This is a genomic window from Streptomyces thermoviolaceus (genome assembly GCF_045209695.1).
Taxonomy (GTDB): domain Bacteria; phylum Actinomycetota; class Actinomycetes; order Streptomycetales; family Streptomycetaceae; genus Streptomyces; species Streptomyces thermoviolaceus.
Genome location: NZ_CP109280.1, coordinates 634448 through 655016, shown reverse-complemented (window position 1 = coordinate 655016; position 20569 = coordinate 634448). Strand labels below are relative to the sequence as shown.

Sequence of the window (20569 nt, the reverse complement as noted above, 5' to 3'; positions counted from 1 at the left end):
TGACACAACTCGTCTCCGGCCAGCAGGATCGGGGCGCCGCGTGAAGGCCGCAGAGGCAAGAGGGGTGACCTCCCGATGGCATTTCAGTCAGGAGGGCAGCGGCCGGCGCCGCGGTCCGTTCCCGTCCGATCCGAGGCGCAGGCCTATCTGCAGGACTACGCCGCACTGCTGGAGGCCGTCTCCTTTCCCTCCTTCGTCGTCGACCACAGCTGGGACGTGGTCCTGAGCAACAGCGCCTTCACCGCGCTCTTCCGGCACCTGGGCCCGCACCCGACGGCCATGCCGGACGACAACTTCCTGCGGTTCGTCCTCTTCCACCCCGAGGCGGCCACCGTCCTCGGCCCCGACCACGAGACACGCTGGTGCCTGCCGATGCTCGCCCAGTTCGCGGCCGCCCTCGACCGCTGCGGTCCCGACCACGCGCTGCAGGCCCTGCGCCGGGACATCGCCCAGGACCCGATCATGGACGCCGCCTACCGGCAGGGCGTGCCGCACTGGCTGCGGGTGGCCGGTGCCCGGGCCGCCGTGTCCGACGGCGCCGTCCGGCCGCTGGTCCACCCCGATCCGCGGCGCGGCGTCACCGACTGCCGGGTCGTCGAGGAGACACCGCAGACGCTGCGGGACCTCGGCTACACCCGGATCACCCTCGTCCCGCGTGCCGCGCGGCGCACCGACACGCCCGCGCGCGGGCCCCGGCGGGTACGCCGGAGTGCGGGGCACCTTCGCGTGGTGCCCGCACCCGAGGCCTGAGCCGGCACCGTCGGCGTTCAGGTCGCCGACGGCGTCGTGCTCGTCCCGTGCCCTGCGCGGGGGTGCCGTTCGTCCAGCACGAGCACCAGCGGCAGCCCCGCGCAGGGCACCAGCGTCAGGCCTGCCCAGGTGGCCGTCCGGGCCGTGCGCAGCACCGCCGCGAAGTCGGGACCGCGGGTGAGGGACCCGGTCAGGTGCGCCGGGTCGGCGGAGGCGGCGACCCGGGCCCGGGCGCTGAACCAGATGCGCGGGGGCGGGCAGCGCCCGCGGCAGCGGCAGCGCGAGGGGGCCTCGACGTCGCGCAGGCACACCCCGGCCGCGGCCACCCCGGCGAAGCGGCCCGCGCACCGGACGGGTTCCGACAGCGTGAGGCTGTAGGTGTCGGAGCACAGACAGCCGACGTACGGGCCCGACAGGGCGCGCCGCCCCGTGGCGCGGGGCTCGGCGAACCAGTCCAGTGCGTGTCGTCCGGGTACGCCGACCGCCCCGGATCCAGCCACGCGAACACCATCGTGCGCGCCCCGGTCAAGCCTCGACCGACCCCTGTCGCCCCGGCGGCCGTCCCGGACGTGTCACCGCCCCCGTCCGTGCCCACGCCGCCCGGCGCACGGCCGTCCGCGTCGCGCTGCCTCACGGCCACCACCTCGGCCGCCGACTCGAGCTGTCCCCGGAGGCGGTCTTGAGCTGTGACATCTGACTTCATATGTTTCCGTCCGACGTCCATGAGCGCCAGAAGGGTTCCCGCATGGAGGGAATGGCGGTCCGGCTTCAGGGCCTGCGCAAGACGTTCGGGGAGACGGTCGCCGTCGACGGTGTCGACCTGGCCGTGCGCGACGGCGAGTTCTTCTCCATGCTCGGCCCCTCCGGCTCGGGCAAGACCACGGTGCTGCGGCTGATCGCCGGTTTCGAGACGCCCACCGAGGGACGGATCGAACTCGCCGGGCAGGACGTCACCCGCCTCGCCCCCTTCGAACGCGACGTCCACACCGTCTTCCAGGACTACGCCCTCTTCCCGCACATGACGGTGGAGCAGAACGTCGCCTACGCCCTGAAGATCCGCAAGGTGCCCAAGACCGAGCGGCTGCGGCAGGCCCGCGCGGCGCTCGCCCGGGTCCGCCTGGAGGGCTACGGCACCAGACGTCCCGCACAGCTCTCCGGCGGCCAGCGTCAAAGGGTCGCCCTCGCCCGGGCTCTGGTCGGCCGCCCCCGGGTGCTGCTGCTCGACGAACCCCTCGGTGCCCTGGACGCACAGCTGCGCGAGCAGATGCAGCTGGAACTCAAGGCCCTGCAGCGCGAGGTCGGCATCACCTTCGTCTTCGTCACCCACGACCAGCAGGAGGCGCTGGCGATGAGCGACCGGATCGCCGTCTTCCGGCAGGGCCGCCTCGAACAGGTGGGCACACCCGCCGAGATCTACGAACGCCCCGCCACCTCCTTCGTCGCCTCCTTCGTCGGCACCTCCAACCTGCTGCGCGGCGAGGCCGCCCGGCGCATCCTGGGCGAAGACGGCGTCCACAGCGTCCGCCCGGAGAAGATCCGGGTGCTGCACGAGTCCGCCGCCGACGAGCCCGGGCAGGTCACCGCCACCGGCACCGTCGCCGAGGTGGTCTATCTCGGCGACGCCACCCGTTTCCTCGTCGACCTCGACGCCGGCGGACGCCTCACCGCCCTCCAGCAGAACCTCACCACCTCCGCCGAGGACGTCGCCGCCTTCCGGGGTGCCCGGGTACGCCTCGCCTGGCACCGCCGCCACACCGTCCAGGTACCCGACGCCCGCTGAACCGCTTTCGTTGTCAGGGAGTCCTGCCGTGCGCCTCGTCCGAACCGTTCAGGCGGCCCTCGCCGCCACCCTGTTCCTCGCCGTCACCGCCTGCGGGTCCTCCGGCGGTGACGGCGAGTCCTCGGCCACCGGCCTCAACCCGCCCGACCTGAAGGCCCCGTCCCACCTCGGCAAGCCCGAGGGCGAGGTCGATCTGATCGCCTGGGCCGGCTACGTCGAGGACGGCTCCAACGACCCCGACGCCGACTGGGTCAGCGACTTCGAGAAGCAGACCGGCTGCCAGGTCCGCTCCAAGGTCGCGGCCAGCTCCGACGAGATGGTCAAACTGATGAAGACCGGCGAGTACGACGCCGTGTCCGCCTCCGGCGACGCCTCCCTGCGCCTGATCGCCTCCGGCGACGCCGCCCCGGTCAACACCGACCTGGTGCCCAACTACCAGGACATCTTCCCCGATCTGAAGATGCAGCCGTGGAACAGCGTCGACGGCAAGGCCTACGGCATCCCGCACGGCCGCGGCGCCAACCTGCTGATGTACGACACCGAGAAGGTGACACCCGCTCCCACCTCCTGGTCGGCGGTCTTCGACGGCGCCTCCGCCTACAAGGGCCATGTGACCGCGTACGACTCGCCCATCTACATCGCCGACGCCGCCCTGTACCTCAAGGCGCACCGTCCCGAGCTGAAGATCAAGGACCCCTACGCGCTGGACCAGAAGCAGTTCGACGCCGCCGTGGATCTGCTCAAGGAGCAGAACAAGAACGTGGGGGAGTACTGGAGCGACTACCTCAAGGAGGTCTCCGCCTTCAAGAGCGGCGACTCCGTGATCGGCACGACCTGGCAGGTCATCGCCAACCTCGCCGCCTCCGAGGGCGCCGAGGTCAAGGCGTTCGTGCCCGAGGAGGGCTCCACCGGCTGGTCGGACACCTGGATGGTCTCGTCCAAGGCCAAGCACCCCACCTGCGCCTACAAGTGGCTGAACTGGATCGTCTCCCCGAAGGTCAACGCGCAGGTCGCCGAGTACTTCGGCGAGGCACCCGCCAACGCCAAGGCCTGCGAGCAGACCAGCGACAAGGACTTCTGCACCACCTATCACGCCGCCGACACCGCCTACTGGAAGCGGATCGCCTTCTGGAACACACCGGTCGAGCAGTGCCTGGACGGACGCACCGACGTCACGTGCGTCCCGTACGCGAAGTGGGTGCAGGCCTGGACCGAGATCAAGGGCTGAGCCGTGACCGCCGCCGCCCCGGCACCGCCTGCCGCGCCGGCCGCCCGGAAGCGCCCGCAGGGCACCCTCGGGCGGCTGGCCGGCGCGCTGCACCGCCGCCCGCGCCTGCGGCTGGCGCTGCTGCTGACCGCACCGCTGCTGTGGCTGGCCGTGCTCTACCTCGGCTCGCTCGCCATGCTGTTCGTCTCCGCGTTCTGGACGACGAACTCCTTCACCTCGCAGGTCGTCAGGGTGTGGTCCACCGACAACCTCCGTGCGGTGCTGACCACTCCGGTCTACCGCGAGGTGATCGTGCGCAGCGTCGGCGTCGCGCTCGCCGTCACCGTGCTGTGCGCGGTGATCGGCTTCCCGCTGGCGTTCTTCACCGCCCGGGTGGCACCGCGCCGGTGGCGCCCGCTGCTGGTGGTGGCCGTCCTCACCCCGCTGTGGGCGAGCTATCTGGTCAAGGTGTACGCCTGGCGGCTGATCCTGTCCGAGGGCGGCCTCGCGGACTGGATGCTGCGGCCCTTCGGGCTGGACGGCCCCGGGTTCGGGCTGCCGGCGGCGGTGCTGACGCTGACGTACCTGTGGCTGCCGTACATGATCCTGCCGGTCCACACCGCGCTGGCGCAGCTGCCGGCGGGCCTGCTGGAGGCCTCCGCCGATCTCGGTGCGCGGCCCGCGCGCACGTTCCGGTCCGTCGTGCTGCCCCTGGTGCTGCCGTCCGTCGCGGCGGGTTCCGTCTTCACCTTCTCGCTCAGCCTCGGCGACTACATCACGGTGCAGATCGTCGGCGGCAAGACCCAGCTCATCGGCAACCTCGTGTACTCCAACATCGAGCTGAACCTGCCCATGGCCGCCGCCCTCGGCCTGGTCCCCGTCGTCGTCATCGTGCTCTATCTGCTGGCGCTGCGCCGCACCGGTGCGCTCAGCGGCCTGTGACCGCCCTCGCCGTTCCCCGTCCCAAGGAGGGTCGTGAGTCATGCAGCTCTCCCGCGGCACGCGCATCGCCCTCGGCGTCGCCGCCCTCGTCGGCTTCGCGGTGATCTACATCCCGCTGCTGCTGGTCCTCGTCAACTCGTTCAACCCCGACCGCAGCGCCGGCTGGCCGCCGCCCGGCCTGACCGGGCACTGGTGGCAGCAGGCCTGGCACAACTCCGGTGCCCGCGGCGCGTTGTGGACCTCGGTGAAGGCCGGCCTGGGCGCCACCGCGATCGCCCTGGTGCTGGGCACGCTCATCGCCTTCGCGGTCGCCCGGTACCGCTTCTTCGGGCGCGACACCGTCTCCTTCGTGGTGGTCCTGCCCATCGCGCTGCCCGGCATCGTCACCGGCATCGCCCTCAACTCCGCCTTCGCCACGGTGCTCCAGCCGCTCGGGGTGGGCCTCGGTCTGTTCACCGTGGTCGTCGGCCACGCCACCTTCTGCATCGTGGTGGTGTTCAACAACGTCGTCGCGCGGCTGCGCCGGACCTCCGGCTCCTACGAGGAGGCGGCGATGGACCTGGGCGCGCACACCTTCCGCGCCTTCGTCGACGTCACCTTCCCGCTGGTGCGCTCGGCGCTGTTCGCGGGCGGGCTGCTGGCGTTCGCGCTGTCCTTCGACGAGATCGTGGTGACCACCTTCACCGCCGGGCCGGGCGTGGAGACCCTGCCGATCTGGATCTTCGAGAACATGACCCGGCCGCAGCAGGCGCCCGTGGTCAGCGTGGTCGCGGTCGTGCTGGTGCTGCTGTCGGTGCTGCCGGTCCATCTGGCCCAGCGGTTGTCGGCGGACACGGCGTCCGGCAGCCGTGTCCGATGACAGCGCACGCCGACCGGCTCCGCAAGAATTTGCGTAGCTTGCGCTAGCCTTGCGGGCATGACGCGAAGACTTGCGGACGTGGCGAAGAAGGTCGGGGTCAGCGAGGCCACGGTCAGCCGGGTGCTCAACAACAAGCCCGGGGTCTCCGAGACCACCCGGCAGGCGGTGCTCTCCGCGCTGGACGTCCTCGGCTACGAGCGGCCCACGCAGCTGCGCGGGGAACGCGCCCGCCTGGTCGGCCTGGTCCTGCCCGAGCTGCAGAACCCGATCTTCCCGGCCTTCGCCGAGGTCATCGGCGGCGCCCTGGCCCAGCTCGGCCTGACCCCGGTGCTGTGCACCCAGACCAAGGGCGGCGTCTCCGAGGCGGACTACGTGGAACTGCTGCTCCAGCAGCAGGTCTCCGGGGTCGTCTTCGCCGGCGGGCTGTACGCGCAGGCGGACGCCCCGCACGACCACTACCGGCTGCTGGCCGACCGCAACATCCCCGTCGTGCTGATCAACGCCGGCATCGCCCGCCTGGGCTTCCCGTGCGTCTCCTGCGACGACGCGGTCGCCGTCGAGCAGGCCTGGCGCCACCTCGTCTCCCTCGGGCACGAGCGGATCGGCCTGGTCCTCGGCCCCGGCGACCACGTGCCCTCGGCCCGCAAGCTGGCCGCCGCGCGCGCCCTGGCCGGGGACGCCCTGCCCGACGACTTCGTCGCGCGGGCCATCTTCTCCATCGAGGGCGGTCACGCCGCCGCGACCCGGCTGATCGACCGGGGGGTCACCGGCTTCATCTGCGCCAGCGACCCGCTCGCGCTCGGGGTGGTGCGTGCCGCCCGGCGGCGCGGGCTGGACGTGCCGGCGCAGATCTCGGTCGTCGGCTACGACGACTCGGCGCTGATGAACTGCACGGAGCCGCCGCTGACCACGGTCCGCCAGCCGATCGAGTCGATGGGCAAGGCGGCCGTGGAGCTGTTGCACGCTCAGATCGGCGGCAGTCCCGTCCCCGCCGACGAGCTGCTGTTCGAGCCCGAGCTGGTGGTCCGGGGATCCACGGCGCAAGCACCTCGCGCCTGAGGTACGCGCTGCCGTCCTGAAGATCCAACATCTTGTCAATTTCTTTCGTGTTCCGCGCGATATCTTGCGCAGCCCGGCTCCCGGTGCTTGAGTGTGCGGCGCCCACCGCTGTTGTCCAGAGGGGTCCACCGATGAGAAGCACCGGGTTTCGTCATGCCGTCGCCGTGATCGGCGTCTGTTCCCTCGCCCTCACCCTGACGTCCTGCGCGTCCGGCGACGACGACTCCGCGAGCGGCAAGACCCGCATCACGGTCAACTGCGAACCGCCCAGGAGCGCCAAGCTCGACCGCCGGTTCTTCGAGGAGGACCTGGCCTCCTTCGCCCGGCAGAACCCGGACATCCAGGTGGAGGCCCACGACGCCTTCCCGTGCCAGGACCCCAAGACGTTCGACGCCAAACTCGCCGGCGGCCAGATGGAGAACGTCTTCTACACCTACTTCACCGACGTGCGGCACGTCGTCGACACCGGCCAGGCCGCCGACCTCACCCCCTACATCAAGGAACTGAAGAGCTACCCCACCATCCAGAAGCAGCTGCGCGACATCTACACCGTCGACGGCAAGATCTACGGCATCCCGCGCACCGGCTACTCGATGGGGCTCATCTACAACAAGAAGCTGTTCGCCCAGGCCGGACTCGACCCCGACAAGCCGCCGACGACCTGGGAGGAGGTCCGGGCCGACGCGAAGAAGATCGCCGCGCTCGGCAACGGCGTCGTCGGCTACGCCGACTACAGCGCCCAGAATCAGGGCGGCTGGCACTTCACCGCCGAGCTGTACTCCCAGGGCGGCGACGTGGTCAGCCCCGACGGCAAGAAGGCCACCATCGACACCCCCCAGGGCCGCGCCGTCCTGCAGAACCTGTACGACATGCGCTGGAAGGACGACTCCATGGGCAGCAAGCAGCTGCTCGTCATCAACGACGTGCAGCTGATGATGGGCTCGGGCAAGCTCGGCATGTATCTCGCCGCCCCCGACAACATCCCCATCCTGGTCAAGGAGAAGGGCGGCAACTACAAGGACCTCGCCCTCGCCCCGATGCCCGGCGGCAAGGCCACCCTCATCGGCGGTGACGGCTACATGTTCAACAAGAAGAACACACCCGCCCAGATCCGCGCCGGACTGAAGTGGCTCGACCACATGTTCCTCACCCCCGGCCAGGGTTTCCTCGGCGACTACGCACGCGCCAAGAAGCACGACGCACCCGTGGGCCTGCCCGAGCCCCGCCTGTTCACCGGCGCCGCCGACGCGAAGGACCAGCAGATCAAGAAGGCCAACGCCAACGTCCCGGTGGAGAACTACCGGGCCTTCCTGGAGGGCAACGGCACGCTGCGGCTGAAGGTGGAGCCGCCGCACGCCCAGCAGATCTACTCCGTCCTCGACGGCGTGGTCTCCGCCGTGCTGACCAAGAAGGACGCGGACATCGACAAGCTCCTCAAGGACGCGTCCGGCAAGATCGACGGCATCCTGGCCCGGAGCTGACGGCCATGACGACGAAGACGGCCGAGCGGCGCCCCACCCGGGCGGCCGCCGGCCACCCGCACCCGGCGCCGCCCCCGGCCGGGGCCGCGCGCCGCCGTCTCGCCGAGCAGGCCCGCGCCTGGGCCTTCCTGCTGGGCGGCCTGATCTGCTTCGCCCTGTTCTCCTGGTACCCGGCGATCCGCGCCATTGTGATCGCCTTCCAGAAGTACACCCCCGGCAACCCGCCCCAGTGGGTCGGCACCGCCAACTTCACCCGCGTCCTGCACGACCCCGAGTTCGGCGCCGCCTGGCGCAACACCCTCACCTTCACCGTGCTGGCGCTGCTCATCGGCTTCGCCATCCCGTTCCTGCTCGCGCTGGTCCTGAACGAACTGCGGCACGCCAAGGCCTTCTTCCGGGTCGTGGTCTACCTGCCGGTGATGATCCCGCCCGTGGTCAGCGCCCTGCTGTGGAAGTGGTTCTACGACCCGGGCGCCGGCCTCGCCAACGAGGTGCTGCGCGCCCTGCACCTGCCCACCTCCCAGTGGACCAACGGCACCGACACCGCCCTGGTCTCCCTGGTGCTCGTCGCCACCTGGGCCAACATGGGCGGCACCGTCCTGATCTACCTGGCCGCCCTGCAGTCCATCCCCGGCGAGCTGTACGAGGCAGCCGAACTGGACGGCGCGAACCTGCTGCAGCGCATCCGGCACGTCACGGTCCCGCAGACCCGGTTCGTGATCCTGATGCTGATGCTGCTGCAGATCATCGCCACCATGCAGGTGTTCACCGAACCGTTCGTCATCACCGGCGGCGGCCCGGAGAACGCCACCGTCACCGTGCTCTACCTCATCTACAAATACGCCTTCCTCTACAACGACTTCGGCGGTGCCTGCGCGCTGAGCGTGATGCTGCTCGTGCTGCTCGCGCTGTTCTCCGCCCTGTATCTGCGGCTGACCCGGTCCGGCTCCGGCCAGGAGGACGCATGAGCACCCGCACCCTGATCTCCCCGGCGGCCCTGGCCCGCCCCCGCGGCAAGGCGGTGTACTGGACCGTCTTCACCGTCACGGTGCTGCTGTTCGCCCTCGCCTTCCTCTTCCCCGTCTACTGGATGGTCACCGGCGCGCTGAAGTCGCCCAGCGAGGTGGCCGAGACCCCGCCGACCCTGGTGCCCCGTCACTGGCACACCAGCGCCTACACCGACGCCTGGGACCTGATGCAGCTGCCGCAGCACCTGTGGAACACCGCGGTGCAGGCGGCCGGTGCCTGGGCCTGCCAGCTGGTGCTGTGCACGGCCGCCGCCTACGCCCTGTCCAAGCTGAGACCTCTCTTCGGCAGGGTGGTCCTCGGCGGCATCCTCGCCACCCTGATGGTCCCCGCCCAGGCCCTGGTCGTCCCGACATACCTGACCGTCGCCGACCTGCCGCTGATCCACACCAGCCTGCTCAACGACCCGCTGGCGATCTGGCTGCCCGCCGCCGCCAACGCCTTCAACCTGTACCTGCTCAAGCGGTTCTTCGACCAGATCCCGCGGGACGTGCTGGAGGCCGCCGAGATCGACGGCGCGGGAAAACTGCGCATCCTGTGGTCGATCGTGCTGCCGATGTCCCGGCCCGTGCTCGGCGTGGTGTCGATCTTCGCGCTGGTCGGTGTCTGGCAGGACTTCCTGTGGCCGCTGATGGTCTTCTCCGACACCGACAAGCAGCCCATCAGCGTGGCCCTGGTCCAGCTGTCGCAGAACATCCCGCTGACCGTGCTCGTCGCCGCCATGGTGATCGCCAGCATTCCGGTGGTGGCGCTGTTCCTCGTCTTCCAGCGGCACATCATCGCCGGGATCGGCGCGGGCAGCGTCAAAGGCTGACCCGCGGCCCGCCCGGCCGGCGGCGGCCGCAGGCACTTCGGACCCGAGACAGAAAGGCAACCGCAACCGTGGGACAGCCCACCCAAGCACCGAGCGGCCGGACGGACGACGCCTGGTGGCGCTCCGCCGTCATCTACCAGGTGTACGTCCGCAGCTTCGCCGACGGCGACGGGGACGGCACCGGCGACCTGGCGGGTGTCCGCTCCCGGTTGCCGTACCTCGCCGAACTCGGCGTGGACGCCCTGTGGTTCAACCCGTGGTACGTCTCCCCGATGAAGGACGGCGGCTACGACGTCGCCGACTACCGCGCCGTCCACCCCGCCTTCGGCACCCTCGCCGAGGCGGAGAAACTCATCGCCGAGGCACGCGAGATGGGCATCCGCACCATCGTCGACATCGTCCCCAACCACGTCTCCGACCAGCACCCCTGGTTCCGCGCCGCCCGCGCCGGAGGCCCCGAGCGGGAGCTGTTCCACTTCCGGCCCGGACGCGGCGCCCACGGCGAACTCCCCCCGAACAACTGGACGTCGGAGTTCGGCGGCCCGGCCTGGACGCGCCTGGAGGACGGCAGCTGGTACCTGCACCTGTTCGCACCCGAGCAGCCCGACCTGAACTGGGACCACCCGGCCGTGCGGCAGGAGCACGAGGACATCCTGCGGTTCTGGTTCGAGCGCGGCGTCGCCGGCGTCCGCATCGACTCCGCCGCCCTGCTCGCCAAGGACCCCCGTCTGCCCGACGTCACCGAGGGCCAGGGCCCGCACCCGTACCTCGACCGCGACGAACTCCACGACATCTACCGCTCCTGGCGCCGCGTCGCCGACGAGTACGGCGCGGTGTTCGTCGGCGAGGTGTGGCTGCCCGACAGCGAGCGCTTCGCCCGCTATCTGCGCCCCGACGAACTGCACACCGCGTTCAACTTCGCCTTCATGACCTGTCCCTGGGACGCACGGCGACTGCGGGCTGTCATCGACAGCACCCTCGCCGAACACGCCCCCGTCGGCGCCCCCGCCACCTGGGTGCTGTGCAACCACGACATCACCCGCACCGTCACCCGCTACGGTCGCGCCGACACCGGCTTCGACTTCGCCGCCAAATCCTTCGGCACCCCCACCGACCTGGACCTGGGCACCCGGCGGGCCCGCGCGGCCGCCCTGCTGTCGCTGGCCCTGCCCGGCGCGGTCTACGTCTACCAGGGAGAGGAACTCGGGCTGCCGGAGGCCGACATCCCCCTCGACCGCATCGAGGACCCCATGCACTTCCGCTCCGGCGGCACCGACCCCGGCCGGGATGGCTGCCGGGTGCCGCTGCCGTGGAACGGCGACGCCCCGTACGCCGGTTTCGGCTCCCGCGAGGAACCCTGGCTGCCGCAGCCGGAGGGCTGGGCGGCCTACGCCGTCGACCGGCAGACGGACGACCCGGACTCCATGCTCACCCTCTACCGCCGGGCCGTCCGCCTGCGCCGCGGCGTCGGCGACGCCCCGCTCGCCTGGCTGCCGGCGCCCGAGGGCGTCCTGGCGTTCACCCGCGGCACCGAGGTCACCTGTGTGGTGAACCTCGCGGCCGAGCCCGCCGAGCTGCCCGACCACTCAGGACTCCTGCTGGCCAGCGGCCCCCTCGACGACCACGGCCGCCTCCCGCAGGACACGGCGGTCTGGCTGCGCCCCTGAGGGAACGCCGCCCGACCGCGCCTCCTTTCACACCGCTGTCCCCGCAACCCCCACACGAAGGGATCGGCACATGCACGGCACCACCGGAACCCTCGCCGCCCGCCGCCGGCTGTCCGCCATCGGTGCGGCCGTCGCGCTCGCGGCGGGCACGCTCGTCGCGCTGGGCGCGCCGGCCGCCCAGGCCGTGACCGCGGGCGCGGACCTGCCGTTCACCTCGGTCGAGGCCGAGTCCGCCACCACCACCGGCACCACGATCGGACCCGACTACACCCAGGGCACCCTCGCCTCGGAGGCCTCCGGGCGCCAGGCGGTCCGGCTGGAGGCCGGACAGCGGGTGGAGTTCACCGTGCCCCGCGCCGCCAACGCCCTCACCGTCGCCTACAGCGTCCCCGACGGCCAGTCGGGCACCCTCGACGTCTACGTCAACGGCACGAAGCTCGACCGCAGCCTGACCGTCACCTCCACGTACTCCTACATCGACACCGGCTGGATCCCCGGCTCCACGACCCACCACTTCTACGACAACGCCCGGCTGCTGCTGGGCCGTGACGTCCAGGCCGGTGACACCGTCACCCTGCAGGCGACCGACGTGCAGGTCACCGTGGACGTCGCCGACTTCGAGCAGGTGGCGGCCGCGGCCGGGCAGCCCGCCGGCTCGGTTTCCGTCACCGACAAGGGCGCCGACCCCACCGGCCAGGGCGACTCCACCCAGGCCTTCCGCGACGCCATCGCCGCCGCCCAGGGCGGCACGGTGTGGATCCCGCCGGGCGACTACCGGGTCACCGGGCCCCTCGGCGGCGTGCAGAACGTCACCCTGCAGGGCGCGGGCAGCTGGTACTCGGTCGTGCACAGCTCCCACTTCATCGACCAGACCGACTCCGCCGGCCACGTCCACCTCAAGGACTTCGCGGTCATCGGCGAGGTGACCGAACGCGTCGACTCCAGCCCGGACAACTTCGTCAACGGCTCGCTCGGCCCGGACTCCTCGGTGTCCGGCATGTGGATCCAGCACGTCAAGGTCGGTCTGTGGCTGACCGGCACCAACGACAACCTCGTCGTGGAGAACAACCGCATCCTCGACACCACCGCCGACGGCCTCAACCTCAACGGCACCGCCAAGAACGTCACGGTCCGCAACAACTTCCTGCGCAACCAGGGCGACGACGCCCTCGCCATGTGGTCCCTGTACGCCCCGGACACCGACTGCACCTTCGAGAACAACACGATCACCCAGCCCAACCTCGCCAACGGCATCGCGATCTACGGCGGCACCGACATCACCGTCAAGGGCAACCTGATCTCCGACACCAACGCGCTGGGCAGCGGCATCGCGATCTCCAACCAGAAGTTCGCCGAGCCCTTCCACCCGCTGTCCGGCACCATCACCGTCGACGGCAACACCCTGGTGCGCACCGGCGCGCTCAACCCCAACTGGGGTCACCCGATGGGTGCGCTGCGCGTCGACTCCTACGACAGCGCCATCGAGGCCCAGGTCCGCATCACCGACACCACGATCACCGACAGCCCGTACAGCGCCTTCGAGTTCGTCTCCGGCGGCGGTCAGGGCCACGCCGTGAAGAACGTCACCGTCGACGGCGCCACCGTGCGGAACACCGGCACCGTCGTCGTCCAGGCCGAGGTACCCGGCGAGGCCACCTTCCGCAACGTCACCGCCACCGGCACCGGCGCGGCCGGCATCTACAACTGCCCGTTCCCGACCGGCTCGGGCAGCTTCACCGTCACCGACGGCGGCGGCAACTCCGGCTGGGACACCACCTGGTCGGACTGCTCCAGCTGGCCGCAGCCCGGCCAGGGCGACGTGGAACCCGACCCGAACCGCAACCTCGCCCAGGGAAGGCCGGCCACCGCCACCGGCTCCCAGGACGTCTACACCCCGGACAAGGCGGTCGACGGCGATGCCACCACCTACTGGGAGTCCGCCAACAACGCCTTCCCGCAGTCGCTGACGGTCGACCTCGGCGCGCCGCAGACGGTGCGCCGGCTGGTGCTGAAGCTGCCGCCGTCGCCCGACTGGGGTGCCCGCACCCAGACCATCGCCGTCCTCGCCAGCACCGACGGGTCCTCCTTCTCCACCGTGGTCGGCCCGCAGGACCACCGGTTCGACCCGGCCACGGGCAACACCGTCACGGTGAACCTGCCGGGTGACACCAGCCTGCGCCTGCTGCGGCTGACCGTGAGCGCCAACACCGGCTGGCCGGCCGGCCAGCTCGGCGAGGTGGAGGTGTACGCGACGGCCTGACCCGCAGCCGTACCCGCACGGCCGTCCCACCGGGGCCGCGCCCGCGCGTCGTCAGCGGGCCAGCTCCCGGTGGGCGGTCTCCGGCAGCCGCAGATACACCAGCGACGACAGCAGGCACAGCACGGCGACGTACCACGGGAACAGCCCTGCGTGCCCCCACTGCTTGAACAGCGTGCCCACGTACGGCGCCGTCCCGCCGAACAGGGCGACGGCCAGGGAGTAGGGGAAGCCGATGCCGGCCGCGCGCACCCGGGGCGGGAACACCTCGGCGTTGACGGCCGCGCTGATCGAGGTGAACCCGGTCAGCAGGACCATGCCCGCCAGCTGCACCAGCAGCAGCACCCCGAAGGAGCCGTCGAGCGCGTGCAGCAGCGGCACGCACAGCAGCGCGAAGCCCAGGCCGAAGAAGAGCAGCAGCGGACGGCGCCCGAGACGGTCCGAGATCAGCCCGCCGACCGGCTGCAGCAGCCCGAAGAACGCCAGCGACACCGTGCCCGCCAGCAGCGCGTCCGACCTGCTGACGTCCGCGTTCAGCTCCGCGTACGTCGGCAGGTACGAGGTCCAGGTGTAGTAGGCGATGGTGCCGCCCGCGGTGATGCCCACGATCAGCGCCGAGGCACGCGGGTGCCGGCGCAGCGCCTCCAGCAGGCCGGGGCGCGGTGCCTGCCGCTGCTCCTCGCTGCGGGTCTCCTCGGCGCCGCGCCGGATCCAGAAGCCGACCAGGCTGAGCAGCCCGCCGAACCAGAACGGCACCCGCCAGCCCCAGCCGTCCATGGTGCGCTCGTCGAGGGTGTCGACGAGCAGCGTCGCGATCCCCGACGCCACCAGCTGTCCCGCGGTCGTGGACACGTACTGGAAGCTGGAGAACAGCCCGCGCCGGCCCGGCCCCGCCGACTCCACCAGGAAGGTGGTGGAGGCCGCGAACTCGCCGCCCACCGACAGACCCTGCAGCAGCCGCGCCAGGACCAGCACCACGGGCGCGACCACCCCCGCCGAGGCGTAGGTGGGGGTCAGGCCCACCAGCAGGCTGCTGGCGCTCATCAGCAGGATGGTGACCGTCAGCGCGGCCCGGCGGCCGCGCCGGTCGGCGACCGCGCCCATGACCAGCCCGCCCAGGGGTCGCATGAAGAAGCCCACGGCGAACACGGCGAACGTCGACAGCAGCGGTACCAGGGAGTCGCCGGTGCCTTTGGGGAAGACGGCGTCGGCGATGTAGGCGGCCAGGAAGGTGTACGCGTACCAGTCGTACCATTCGACGGCATTGCCCACCGATGCCGCCAACAGCTGCCGCACGGGACGTCTGGTCCCCGGGCGTGTCGTCGTCCGTGTCTGTGCCATGCACGCGAGCTTCCCCACCTGGCCGGATCCGCACACCTCACGTGACCAGGTGTTCACATGCGCGCCATCGAGCCCTTCTCGTCCGTTGCCTCCGCTTGGAACACTCGCCTCGCCCAGCAACGAGTCGTCCAGCGGCCGGATGCCGCTGCCGTACGGAAGGTCCGCCGCCCATGCCCGACGTCGACCGGCGCCGCTTTCTGCAGAACGCCGGCGCCACCACGGCCTTCACCGCGCTGTCCGCCAGTGTCCACAGGGCCGCCGCACTGCCCGCCCACCATCGCACCGGGTCGATCGAGGACGTGGAGCACATCGTCGTCCTCATGCAGGAGAACCGCTCCTTCGACCACTACTTCGGCACCCTGCGCGGCGTCCGCGGCTTCGGCGACCCGCGCCCGGTCACCCTGCCCGGCGGCAAGCCGGTCTGGCACCAGAAGGACGAGGCGGGCAGGGAGATCCTGCCGTTCCGTCCGGACGCCGACGATCTCGGCCTGGCGTTCGTCCAGGACCTGCCGCACGGCTGGAACGACACCCAGGCCGCTCTGAACGGCGGCCGGCACGACCGGTGGGTGCCCGCCAAGGGCACCACGACCATGGCCTACCTGACCCGCGACGACATACCGTTCCACCACGCCCTGGCGGACGCCTTCACCGTCTGCGACGCCTACCACTGCTCGTTCCCGGGCTCCACCGACCCCAACCGCTACTACCTGTGGTCCGGCTGCGTCGGCAACGACGGCATGGGCGGCGGTCCGGTCCTCGGCAACGACGAGAAGGGGTACAGCTGGACGACGTATCCCGAGCGCCTGGAGCGAGCCGGGGTGACGTGGAAGATCTACCAGGACGTCGGCGACGGCCTCGACGCGGCCGGCGGCTGGGGCTGGATCGAGGACGCCTACCGCGGCACCTACGGAGACAACTCCCTGCTCTACTTCGACCAGTACCGCACCGCCCGGCCCGGCGACGCACTGTACGACAAGGCCCGCACCGGCACCGACGCCCGCACCGGCGAGGGCCTCTTCGACCGCCTCCGCGCCGACGTGAAGAACGGCGAGCTGCCGCAGGTGGCCTGGATCGTCGCCCCCGAGGCCTTCACCGAGCACCCCAACTGGCCCGCGAACTACGGTGCCTGGTACGTCTCCCAGGTCCTCGACGCGCTGACCGCTGTGCCCGAGGTGTGGGCCAGGACGGTCCTGTTCCTCACCCACGACGAGAACGACGGCTTCTTCGACCACGTCGTGCCGCCGTTCCCGCCCGCCTCCGCCGCGCAGGGCGCGTCCACGGCCGAGGTCGGAGCGGACGTGTTCCCGGGCGACGGCACGCATGTCGCCGGGCCCTACGGGCTCGGGCCGCGGGTGCCGATGCTGGTCGTCTCCCCGTGGAGCAAGGGCGGCTACGTCTGCTCCGAGACCTTCGACCACACCTCGGTCATCCGGTTCATGGAGCGCCGTTTCGGGGTGCACGAGCCGAACATCTCGCCGTGGCGGCGTGCCGTCTGCGGCGATCTGACCTCCGCCTTCGACTTCTCCCGGCCGGACGTCCGGCCGGTGCCGCTGCCCGACACCGCCGGATACCGGCCGCCGGACCGCGACCGCCACCCCGATTACGTGCCCGCCCCGCCCGCCCGCGGCGTGCTGCCCCGGCAGGAGCGCGGACAGCGTCCCACCCGCCCGCTGAAGTACGCACCCTTCGTGGACGCCTGGGCGGACCCGGCGGCCGGAACGCTCACGCTGACCTTCTCCTCCGGACCGCACGCCGGGGCGGCCTTCCTGGTCACCTCCGGCAACCGTGACGACGGGCCGTGGACCTACACCACCGCGGCCGGCACCACCGTCTCCGGCACCTGGGACGCGGCGGACTCCGGCGGCGCGCACGACCTGACCGTGCACGGCCCGGACGGCTTTCTGCGCGCCTTCCGGGGCCGGGCGGGGGATGCGGGATGGGAGGTCACCGCGCGCCACACCGGCGCGGACGTCGAGCTGACCTTCACCAACCCGGGCACGAAAGCGGTGTCGTTGACCGTGTCCGACGGCTACCACAAGGGGCGGAGGTACGTGGTGCGGGTGCGGCCGGGCGACACCGTGCGACGCCGCTTCGACCTCGCCGCGAGCCGGCGCTGGTACGACCTGTCCGTGACCGCGCCGTCGGACACCGGTTTCCTGCGGCGGTTCGCCGGACATGTGCAGAACGGGCAGCCGGGCGTGAGCGATCCGGCCATCGCCGTGGAGTGAGGCCACCGCCGGGAAGCGGTTGCTTCCCGGCCGGCTCGCGGTAGTGTGCCCCGGTGACCACGCATTCGAACACACCTGCAGGCTGGTACCCCGATCCGCACGGAGCGGCCGGGACGCTGCGGTACTGGGACGGCACCCAGTGGACCGGGCACACCCATGCCGACCCTCGGGCCCACCTGGCGCAGCAGGCGCAGCAACAGCCGCCCGCCGCGCAGGCACCGCAGCAGGCGCAGCAACAGCCGCCGGCCGCGCAGGCACCGCAGCAGGCGCAGCAACAGCCGCCGGCCGCGCAGGTGCCGCCGCAGGTGCAGCAACCGTCCGCCCCGCAGATGCCGTCGCAGCCTCCTGCCCAGCCCGCCGCCGTGGACCCGCGGGTGCAGCACCAGGTGCGGCAGCAGGCGGGGGTCACCGCCGGCGGCCCCGGCGGCGGCACCCTGTTCACCGAGCCGGTGCTCGTGGTGAACCAGAAGGCCAAGCTGATCGAGCTGACCAACGAGTACAGCGTCTTCGACCAGAACGGCCGGCAGATCGGCTCGGTCACCGAGGTCGGGCAGAGCGCGATGAAGAAGGCGTTGCGGTTCGTCTCCAGCCTGGACCAGTTCATGACGCACCGGCTGGAGATCCGCGACGCCCACGGGCAGCCGCAGCTGGTGCTCACCCGGCCGGCGAAGCTGCTGAAGTCGCGGGTGATCGTCTCCCGCCCGGACGGCTCGCAGGTCGGCGAGATCGTCCAGCAGAACGTCTTCGGCAAGATCAACTTCGCGATGGTCGCGGGCGGCACGCAGGTCGGCGCGATCAAGGCGGAGAACTGGCGCGCCTGGAACTTCGCCGTCGTCGACCACGCCGACCACGAGGTCGCCCGGATCACCAAGACCTGGGAGGGCCTGGCCAAGACGCTGTTCACCACCGCCGACAACTACGTCCTGCAGATCCACTACCAGCTGCCCGAGCCGCTGCTGAGCCTGGTGGTGGCGACGGCACTGACCGTCGACACCGCACTGAAGCAGGACTCGCGCGGCCTGGGCTGAGCGGACCGGCGGGCCCGCCGCCAGGTCCGCGGGTGCGCACAGCGAGGCCCGCGGCCAGCTCCGCGGGCGCGCGCAGGACGCGGCCCGGATGGTGCTCAGGTGGTCCGGGCCGGACAGGATCCGGACGGGCCGGGCAGGCCGGCGGCCGCTGCGGCCGGGCCCCCGGGCGGGCGCAGGCCCGGCCCCCGTGGCGCCGGTGGTGCGGCCTGCTCCTGCCGGGGCCGCCACGTGGTCACGGGACGCCCGGTGCCGCCGCCTCGCGTCCCGGTGTCCGGGCCGCCGTCCCGGCCGTCGGACTCGACGGTGCCGGGTGCGGTCGGACGGCTCGGTTCGGGCCGGGTGGGACCCGAGGGCGCGCCGGGCCGGGGTGCCCGGGACAGGTCCACGACGCCCCAGGAGGCGAGTGCCGCGCCCGCCAGGGCGAGCACCACGCCGAGCGCTCCGCCCTGCAGGCCCTGGCCGAGCAGGGTGATCCCTATCACCGCCGCTGCCACCGGGTTGGCGAGCGTCACCACCGCCAGCGGCGCGCCCAGCCCTCCTCGGTAGGCGGTCTGCGACAGCAGCAGCCCGCCCGCCGCGAACACCGCCACCAGCAGCGTGACGACGATCACCCGGGCGCTCAGCAGCGGCCCGGTGTGGTCCGTCGCGGCCACGGTCACGGTCTGGGTGAGGGCGGAGGCCACCCCCGAGGCGACCCCCGACGCGGTGGCGTGCCGCAGACCCGGGCGCGCCCCGGGCCGGGACAGCACCCCGATGAGGGCGGCCGTGGCACCCGCGACGGCCAGCGCCTGACCGGGACCCAGCACCTGCCGGGGCGCCGGTCCGGCCGCCGCGACCAGCAGGGCGGCCAGCCCGGCGAGCGTGCACACCGTGCCCCGCCACTCGACCGCGGCCACCCGCCGTCCCGCCGTGAGCGCGCCCAGGGGCACCGCCGCCACCAGGGTGAGCGCTCCCAGCGGCTGCACCACGGTGAGCGGACCGTACTTGAGGGCCACCACGTGCAGCAGGGCCCCCGAGCCGTTCAGCACCACGGACCACCACCAGGCGCCCGAGCGCAGCAGCCGCAGCGTGCCGGTCCCTCCGGCCCGTGCGGCGAGCCGTTCCTGGCAGACGGCGGCGGCCGCGTAGGCCACGGCCGAGACCAGGGACAGCACGACGGCGATCAGCACGGCGCTCACCGCGAGGCCCCCACCAGACCGGCCGTCTCGCCGTCCACGGCGGTCTCGCGGCGCGGGCCCGGGATCGCCGGCCGCGGGTGCGGCCGCGGGACCACGGCCAGACCGAGGGCGAGCAGCGCGGCGGCGGCGAAGGCGTCGAGCCAGTAGTGATTGGCGGTGCCGACGATCACCAGCAGGGTGATCAGGGGGTGCAGCAGCCACAGCCACCGCCATCGCGAACGGGTGGCGACGACCAGCGCGACGGCCACCATCACCGCCCAGCCGAAGTGCAGCGACGGCATGGCCGCGTACTGGTTGGACAGATGGTCGGTGGCCGGCGGCCCGTACACCGACGGCCCGTAGACGTGCCCGGTGTCGATCAGGTGCGCCTCGCCGAGCATGCGCGGCGGGGCGAGCGGAAAGGTCAGGTGCAGCACCAGCGCCGCGCCGGTCAGCGTGGCCAGGACACGGCGGGTCCACACGTAGTGCGCGGGGCGCTTGACGTACAGCCAGATCAGCAGGCCCGCGGTGGCCGGGAAATGCACCGTCGCGTAGTAGGTGTTGGCCGCACGTATGAGGGTGTCGCCGTGCAGCAGCAGGGACTGCACCGCGGCCTCGTCCAGCAGATGGACGGCTCGCTCGGCGTGCCACACCCGGTGGGCGTTGCGGAACGCCTCCGCCGTGTGGTCCGCGGCCAGCTGGCGCGCGGCCTTGTAGAGGAGGAACAGCCCCGCGACGAGCAGCAGCTCGCGTACGACCCGGGGCCGTGCCGGCCTGCTGGGCTCGGCCTCGGCCCCCTCGGTTGTCGACGTCATGCCCGGTCCCCTCGCTGGCGGTGTGCGGGTGCGTGGTGCCGCGGTGCGGGGCAGGGCGGTGTGTCCGTCCCCACGGCATCGATACGGCAGCGTACCGATACGGAAGTGTACCGATACGGTCGAGTACCGGTACACTGACGTATCGATCCACGGATCTC

Annotated in this window: 17 protein-coding genes; 13 read left to right on the top strand and 4 right to left on the bottom strand. The window is 71.8% G+C overall.

The window, feature by feature from the left end; genetic code table 11:
• Positions 1 to 75 precede the first annotated feature (75 nt).
• Positions 76 to 750, top strand: coding sequence for a hypothetical protein (locus OG899_RS02935; protein WP_185867949.1), 675 nt, complete (start codon positions 76 to 78; stop codon positions 748 to 750).
• A 17-nt stretch (positions 751 to 767) separates the two neighbouring features.
• On the opposite strand, the gene OG899_RS02930 is transcribed toward OG899_RS02935, so the two are convergent.
• Positions 768 to 1250 (bottom strand): hypothetical protein, encoded by a 483-nt coding sequence (locus tag OG899_RS02930; RefSeq protein WP_168132125.1) that lies wholly within the window; start codon positions 1248 to 1250, stop codon positions 768 to 770.
• 245 nt (positions 1251 to 1495) lie between these two features.
• On the opposite strand from OG899_RS02930, the gene OG899_RS02925 reads away from it, so the two are divergent.
• From OG899_RS02925 to OG899_RS02880, 10 genes are all read left to right on the top strand, one after another.
• The gene (locus OG899_RS02925) at positions 1496 to 2530 is read left to right on the top strand and encodes an ABC transporter ATP-binding protein (protein WP_168132124.1); all 1035 of its coding nucleotides are present in this window, start codon (positions 1496 to 1498) and stop codon (positions 2528 to 2530) included.
• 28 nt (positions 2531 to 2558) lie between these two features.
• Positions 2559 to 3758 carry an ABC transporter substrate-binding protein gene (locus tag OG899_RS02920; RefSeq protein ID WP_125500020.1) on the top strand — a complete coding sequence of 400 codons (1200 nt, stop codon included), beginning with the start codon at positions 2559 to 2561 and terminating at the stop codon, positions 3756 to 3758.
• Between the two features lie 75 nt (positions 3759 to 3833).
• A complete protein-coding gene (locus tag OG899_RS02915; protein ID WP_206345783.1) occupies positions 3834 to 4679 on the top strand; it encodes an ABC transporter permease in 846 nt (281 codons plus the stop codon).
• A 40-nt stretch (positions 4680 to 4719) separates the two neighbouring features.
• The gene (locus OG899_RS02910; protein WP_125500022.1) at positions 4720 to 5538 is read left to right on the top strand and encodes an ABC transporter permease; all 819 of its coding nucleotides are present in this window, start codon (positions 4720 to 4722) and stop codon (positions 5536 to 5538) included.
• 57 nt (positions 5539 to 5595) lie between these two features.
• Positions 5596 to 6597 (top strand): LacI family DNA-binding transcriptional regulator, encoded by a 1002-nt coding sequence (locus OG899_RS02905; protein WP_185867950.1) that lies wholly within the window; start codon positions 5596 to 5598, stop codon positions 6595 to 6597.
• 131 nt (positions 6598 to 6728) lie between these two features.
• Entirely contained in the window at positions 6729 to 8078 is a 1350-nt protein-coding gene (locus OG899_RS02900; RefSeq protein WP_125500023.1) for an ABC transporter substrate-binding protein, read from the top strand.
• Between the two features lie 5 nt (positions 8079 to 8083).
• Positions 8084 to 9046: a carbohydrate ABC transporter permease gene (locus OG899_RS02895; protein ID WP_406310888.1), complete on the top strand. Its 963-nt coding sequence runs from the start codon at positions 8084 to 8086 to the stop codon at positions 9044 to 9046.
• On the top strand, positions 9043 to 9918 hold the full coding sequence (locus OG899_RS02890) for a carbohydrate ABC transporter permease (protein ID WP_125500025.1): 876 nt from the start codon (positions 9043 to 9045) through the stop codon (positions 9916 to 9918). The genes OG899_RS02895 and OG899_RS02890 overlap by 4 nt, the downstream gene beginning before the upstream one ends.
• 68 nt (positions 9919 to 9986) lie before the next feature.
• Positions 9987 to 11585 (top strand): alpha-amylase family glycosyl hydrolase, encoded by a 1599-nt coding sequence (locus tag OG899_RS02885; RefSeq protein ID WP_168132122.1) that lies wholly within the window; start codon positions 9987 to 9989, stop codon positions 11583 to 11585.
• Positions 11586 to 11655: 70 nt separating this feature from the next.
• Positions 11656 to 13845 carry a discoidin domain-containing protein gene (locus OG899_RS02880; protein WP_189428382.1) on the top strand — a complete coding sequence of 730 codons (2190 nt, stop codon included), beginning with the start codon at positions 11656 to 11658 and terminating at the stop codon, positions 13843 to 13845.
• A 51-nt stretch (positions 13846 to 13896) separates the two neighbouring features.
• Here the strand turns inward: OG899_RS02880 and OG899_RS02875 are convergent, their stop codons facing one another.
• On the bottom strand, positions 13897 to 15183 hold the full coding sequence (locus tag OG899_RS02875) for an MFS transporter (protein WP_125500028.1): 1287 nt from the start codon (positions 15181 to 15183) through the stop codon (positions 13897 to 13899).
• 170 nt (positions 15184 to 15353) lie between these two features.
• Between OG899_RS02875 and OG899_RS02870 the strand changes: the two genes are divergently transcribed.
• Positions 15354 to 17411 (top strand): phosphocholine-specific phospholipase C, encoded by a 2058-nt coding sequence (locus OG899_RS02870; protein ID WP_406310887.1) that lies wholly within the window; start codon positions 15354 to 15356, stop codon positions 17409 to 17411.
• Positions 17412 to 17464: 53 nt separating this feature from the next.
• Entirely contained in the window at positions 17465 to 18439 is a 975-nt protein-coding gene (locus tag OG899_RS02865) for a phospholipid scramblase-related protein (RefSeq protein WP_168132119.1), read from the top strand.
• 95 nt (positions 18440 to 18534) lie between these two features.
• Here OG899_RS02865 and OG899_RS02860 read toward each other — a convergent pair whose 3' ends face one another.
• Together OG899_RS02860 and OG899_RS02855 are read right to left on the bottom strand one after the other, a co-directional pair.
• A complete protein-coding gene (locus tag OG899_RS02860) occupies positions 18535 to 19617 on the bottom strand; it encodes a hypothetical protein (RefSeq protein ID WP_229814349.1) in 1083 nt (360 codons plus the stop codon).
• A complete protein-coding gene (locus OG899_RS02855; RefSeq protein ID WP_125500030.1) occupies positions 19614 to 20411 on the bottom strand; it encodes a phosphatase PAP2 family protein in 798 nt (265 codons plus the stop codon). The genes OG899_RS02860 and OG899_RS02855 overlap by 4 nt, the downstream gene beginning before the upstream one ends.
• Positions 20412 to 20569: the final 158 nt, after the last annotated feature.

Coding starts and splice junctions, on each gene's coding strand:
- OG899_RS02935 (WP_185867949.1), top strand. CDS start 76: ATGGCATTTCAGTCAGGAGGGCAGCGGCCGGCGCCGCGGTCCGTTCCC.
- OG899_RS02925 (WP_168132124.1), top strand. CDS start 1,496: ATGGAGGGAATGGCGGTCCGGCTTCAGGGCCTGCGCAAGACGTTCGGG.
- OG899_RS02910 (WP_125500022.1), top strand. CDS start 4,720: ATGCAGCTCTCCCGCGGCACGCGCATCGCCCTCGGCGTCGCCGCCCTC.
- OG899_RS02905 (WP_185867950.1), top strand. CDS start 5,596: ATGACGCGAAGACTTGCGGACGTGGCGAAGAAGGTCGGGGTCAGCGAG.
- OG899_RS02900 (WP_125500023.1), top strand. CDS start 6,729: ATGAGAAGCACCGGGTTTCGTCATGCCGTCGCCGTGATCGGCGTCTGT.
- OG899_RS02895 (WP_406310888.1), top strand. CDS start 8,084: ATGACGACGAAGACGGCCGAGCGGCGCCCCACCCGGGCGGCCGCCGGC.
- OG899_RS02890 (WP_125500025.1), top strand. CDS start 9,043: ATGAGCACCCGCACCCTGATCTCCCCGGCGGCCCTGGCCCGCCCCCGC.
- OG899_RS02880 (WP_189428382.1), top strand. CDS start 11,656: ATGCACGGCACCACCGGAACCCTCGCCGCCCGCCGCCGGCTGTCCGCC.
- OG899_RS02875 (WP_125500028.1), bottom strand. CDS start 15,183: ATGGCACAGACACGGACGACGACACGCCCGGGGACCAGACGTCCCGTG.
- OG899_RS02870 (WP_406310887.1), top strand. CDS start 15,354: ATGCCCGACGTCGACCGGCGCCGCTTTCTGCAGAACGCCGGCGCCACC.
- OG899_RS02855 (WP_125500030.1), bottom strand. CDS start 20,411: ATGACGTCGACAACCGAGGGGGCCGAGGCCGAGCCCAGCAGGCCGGCA.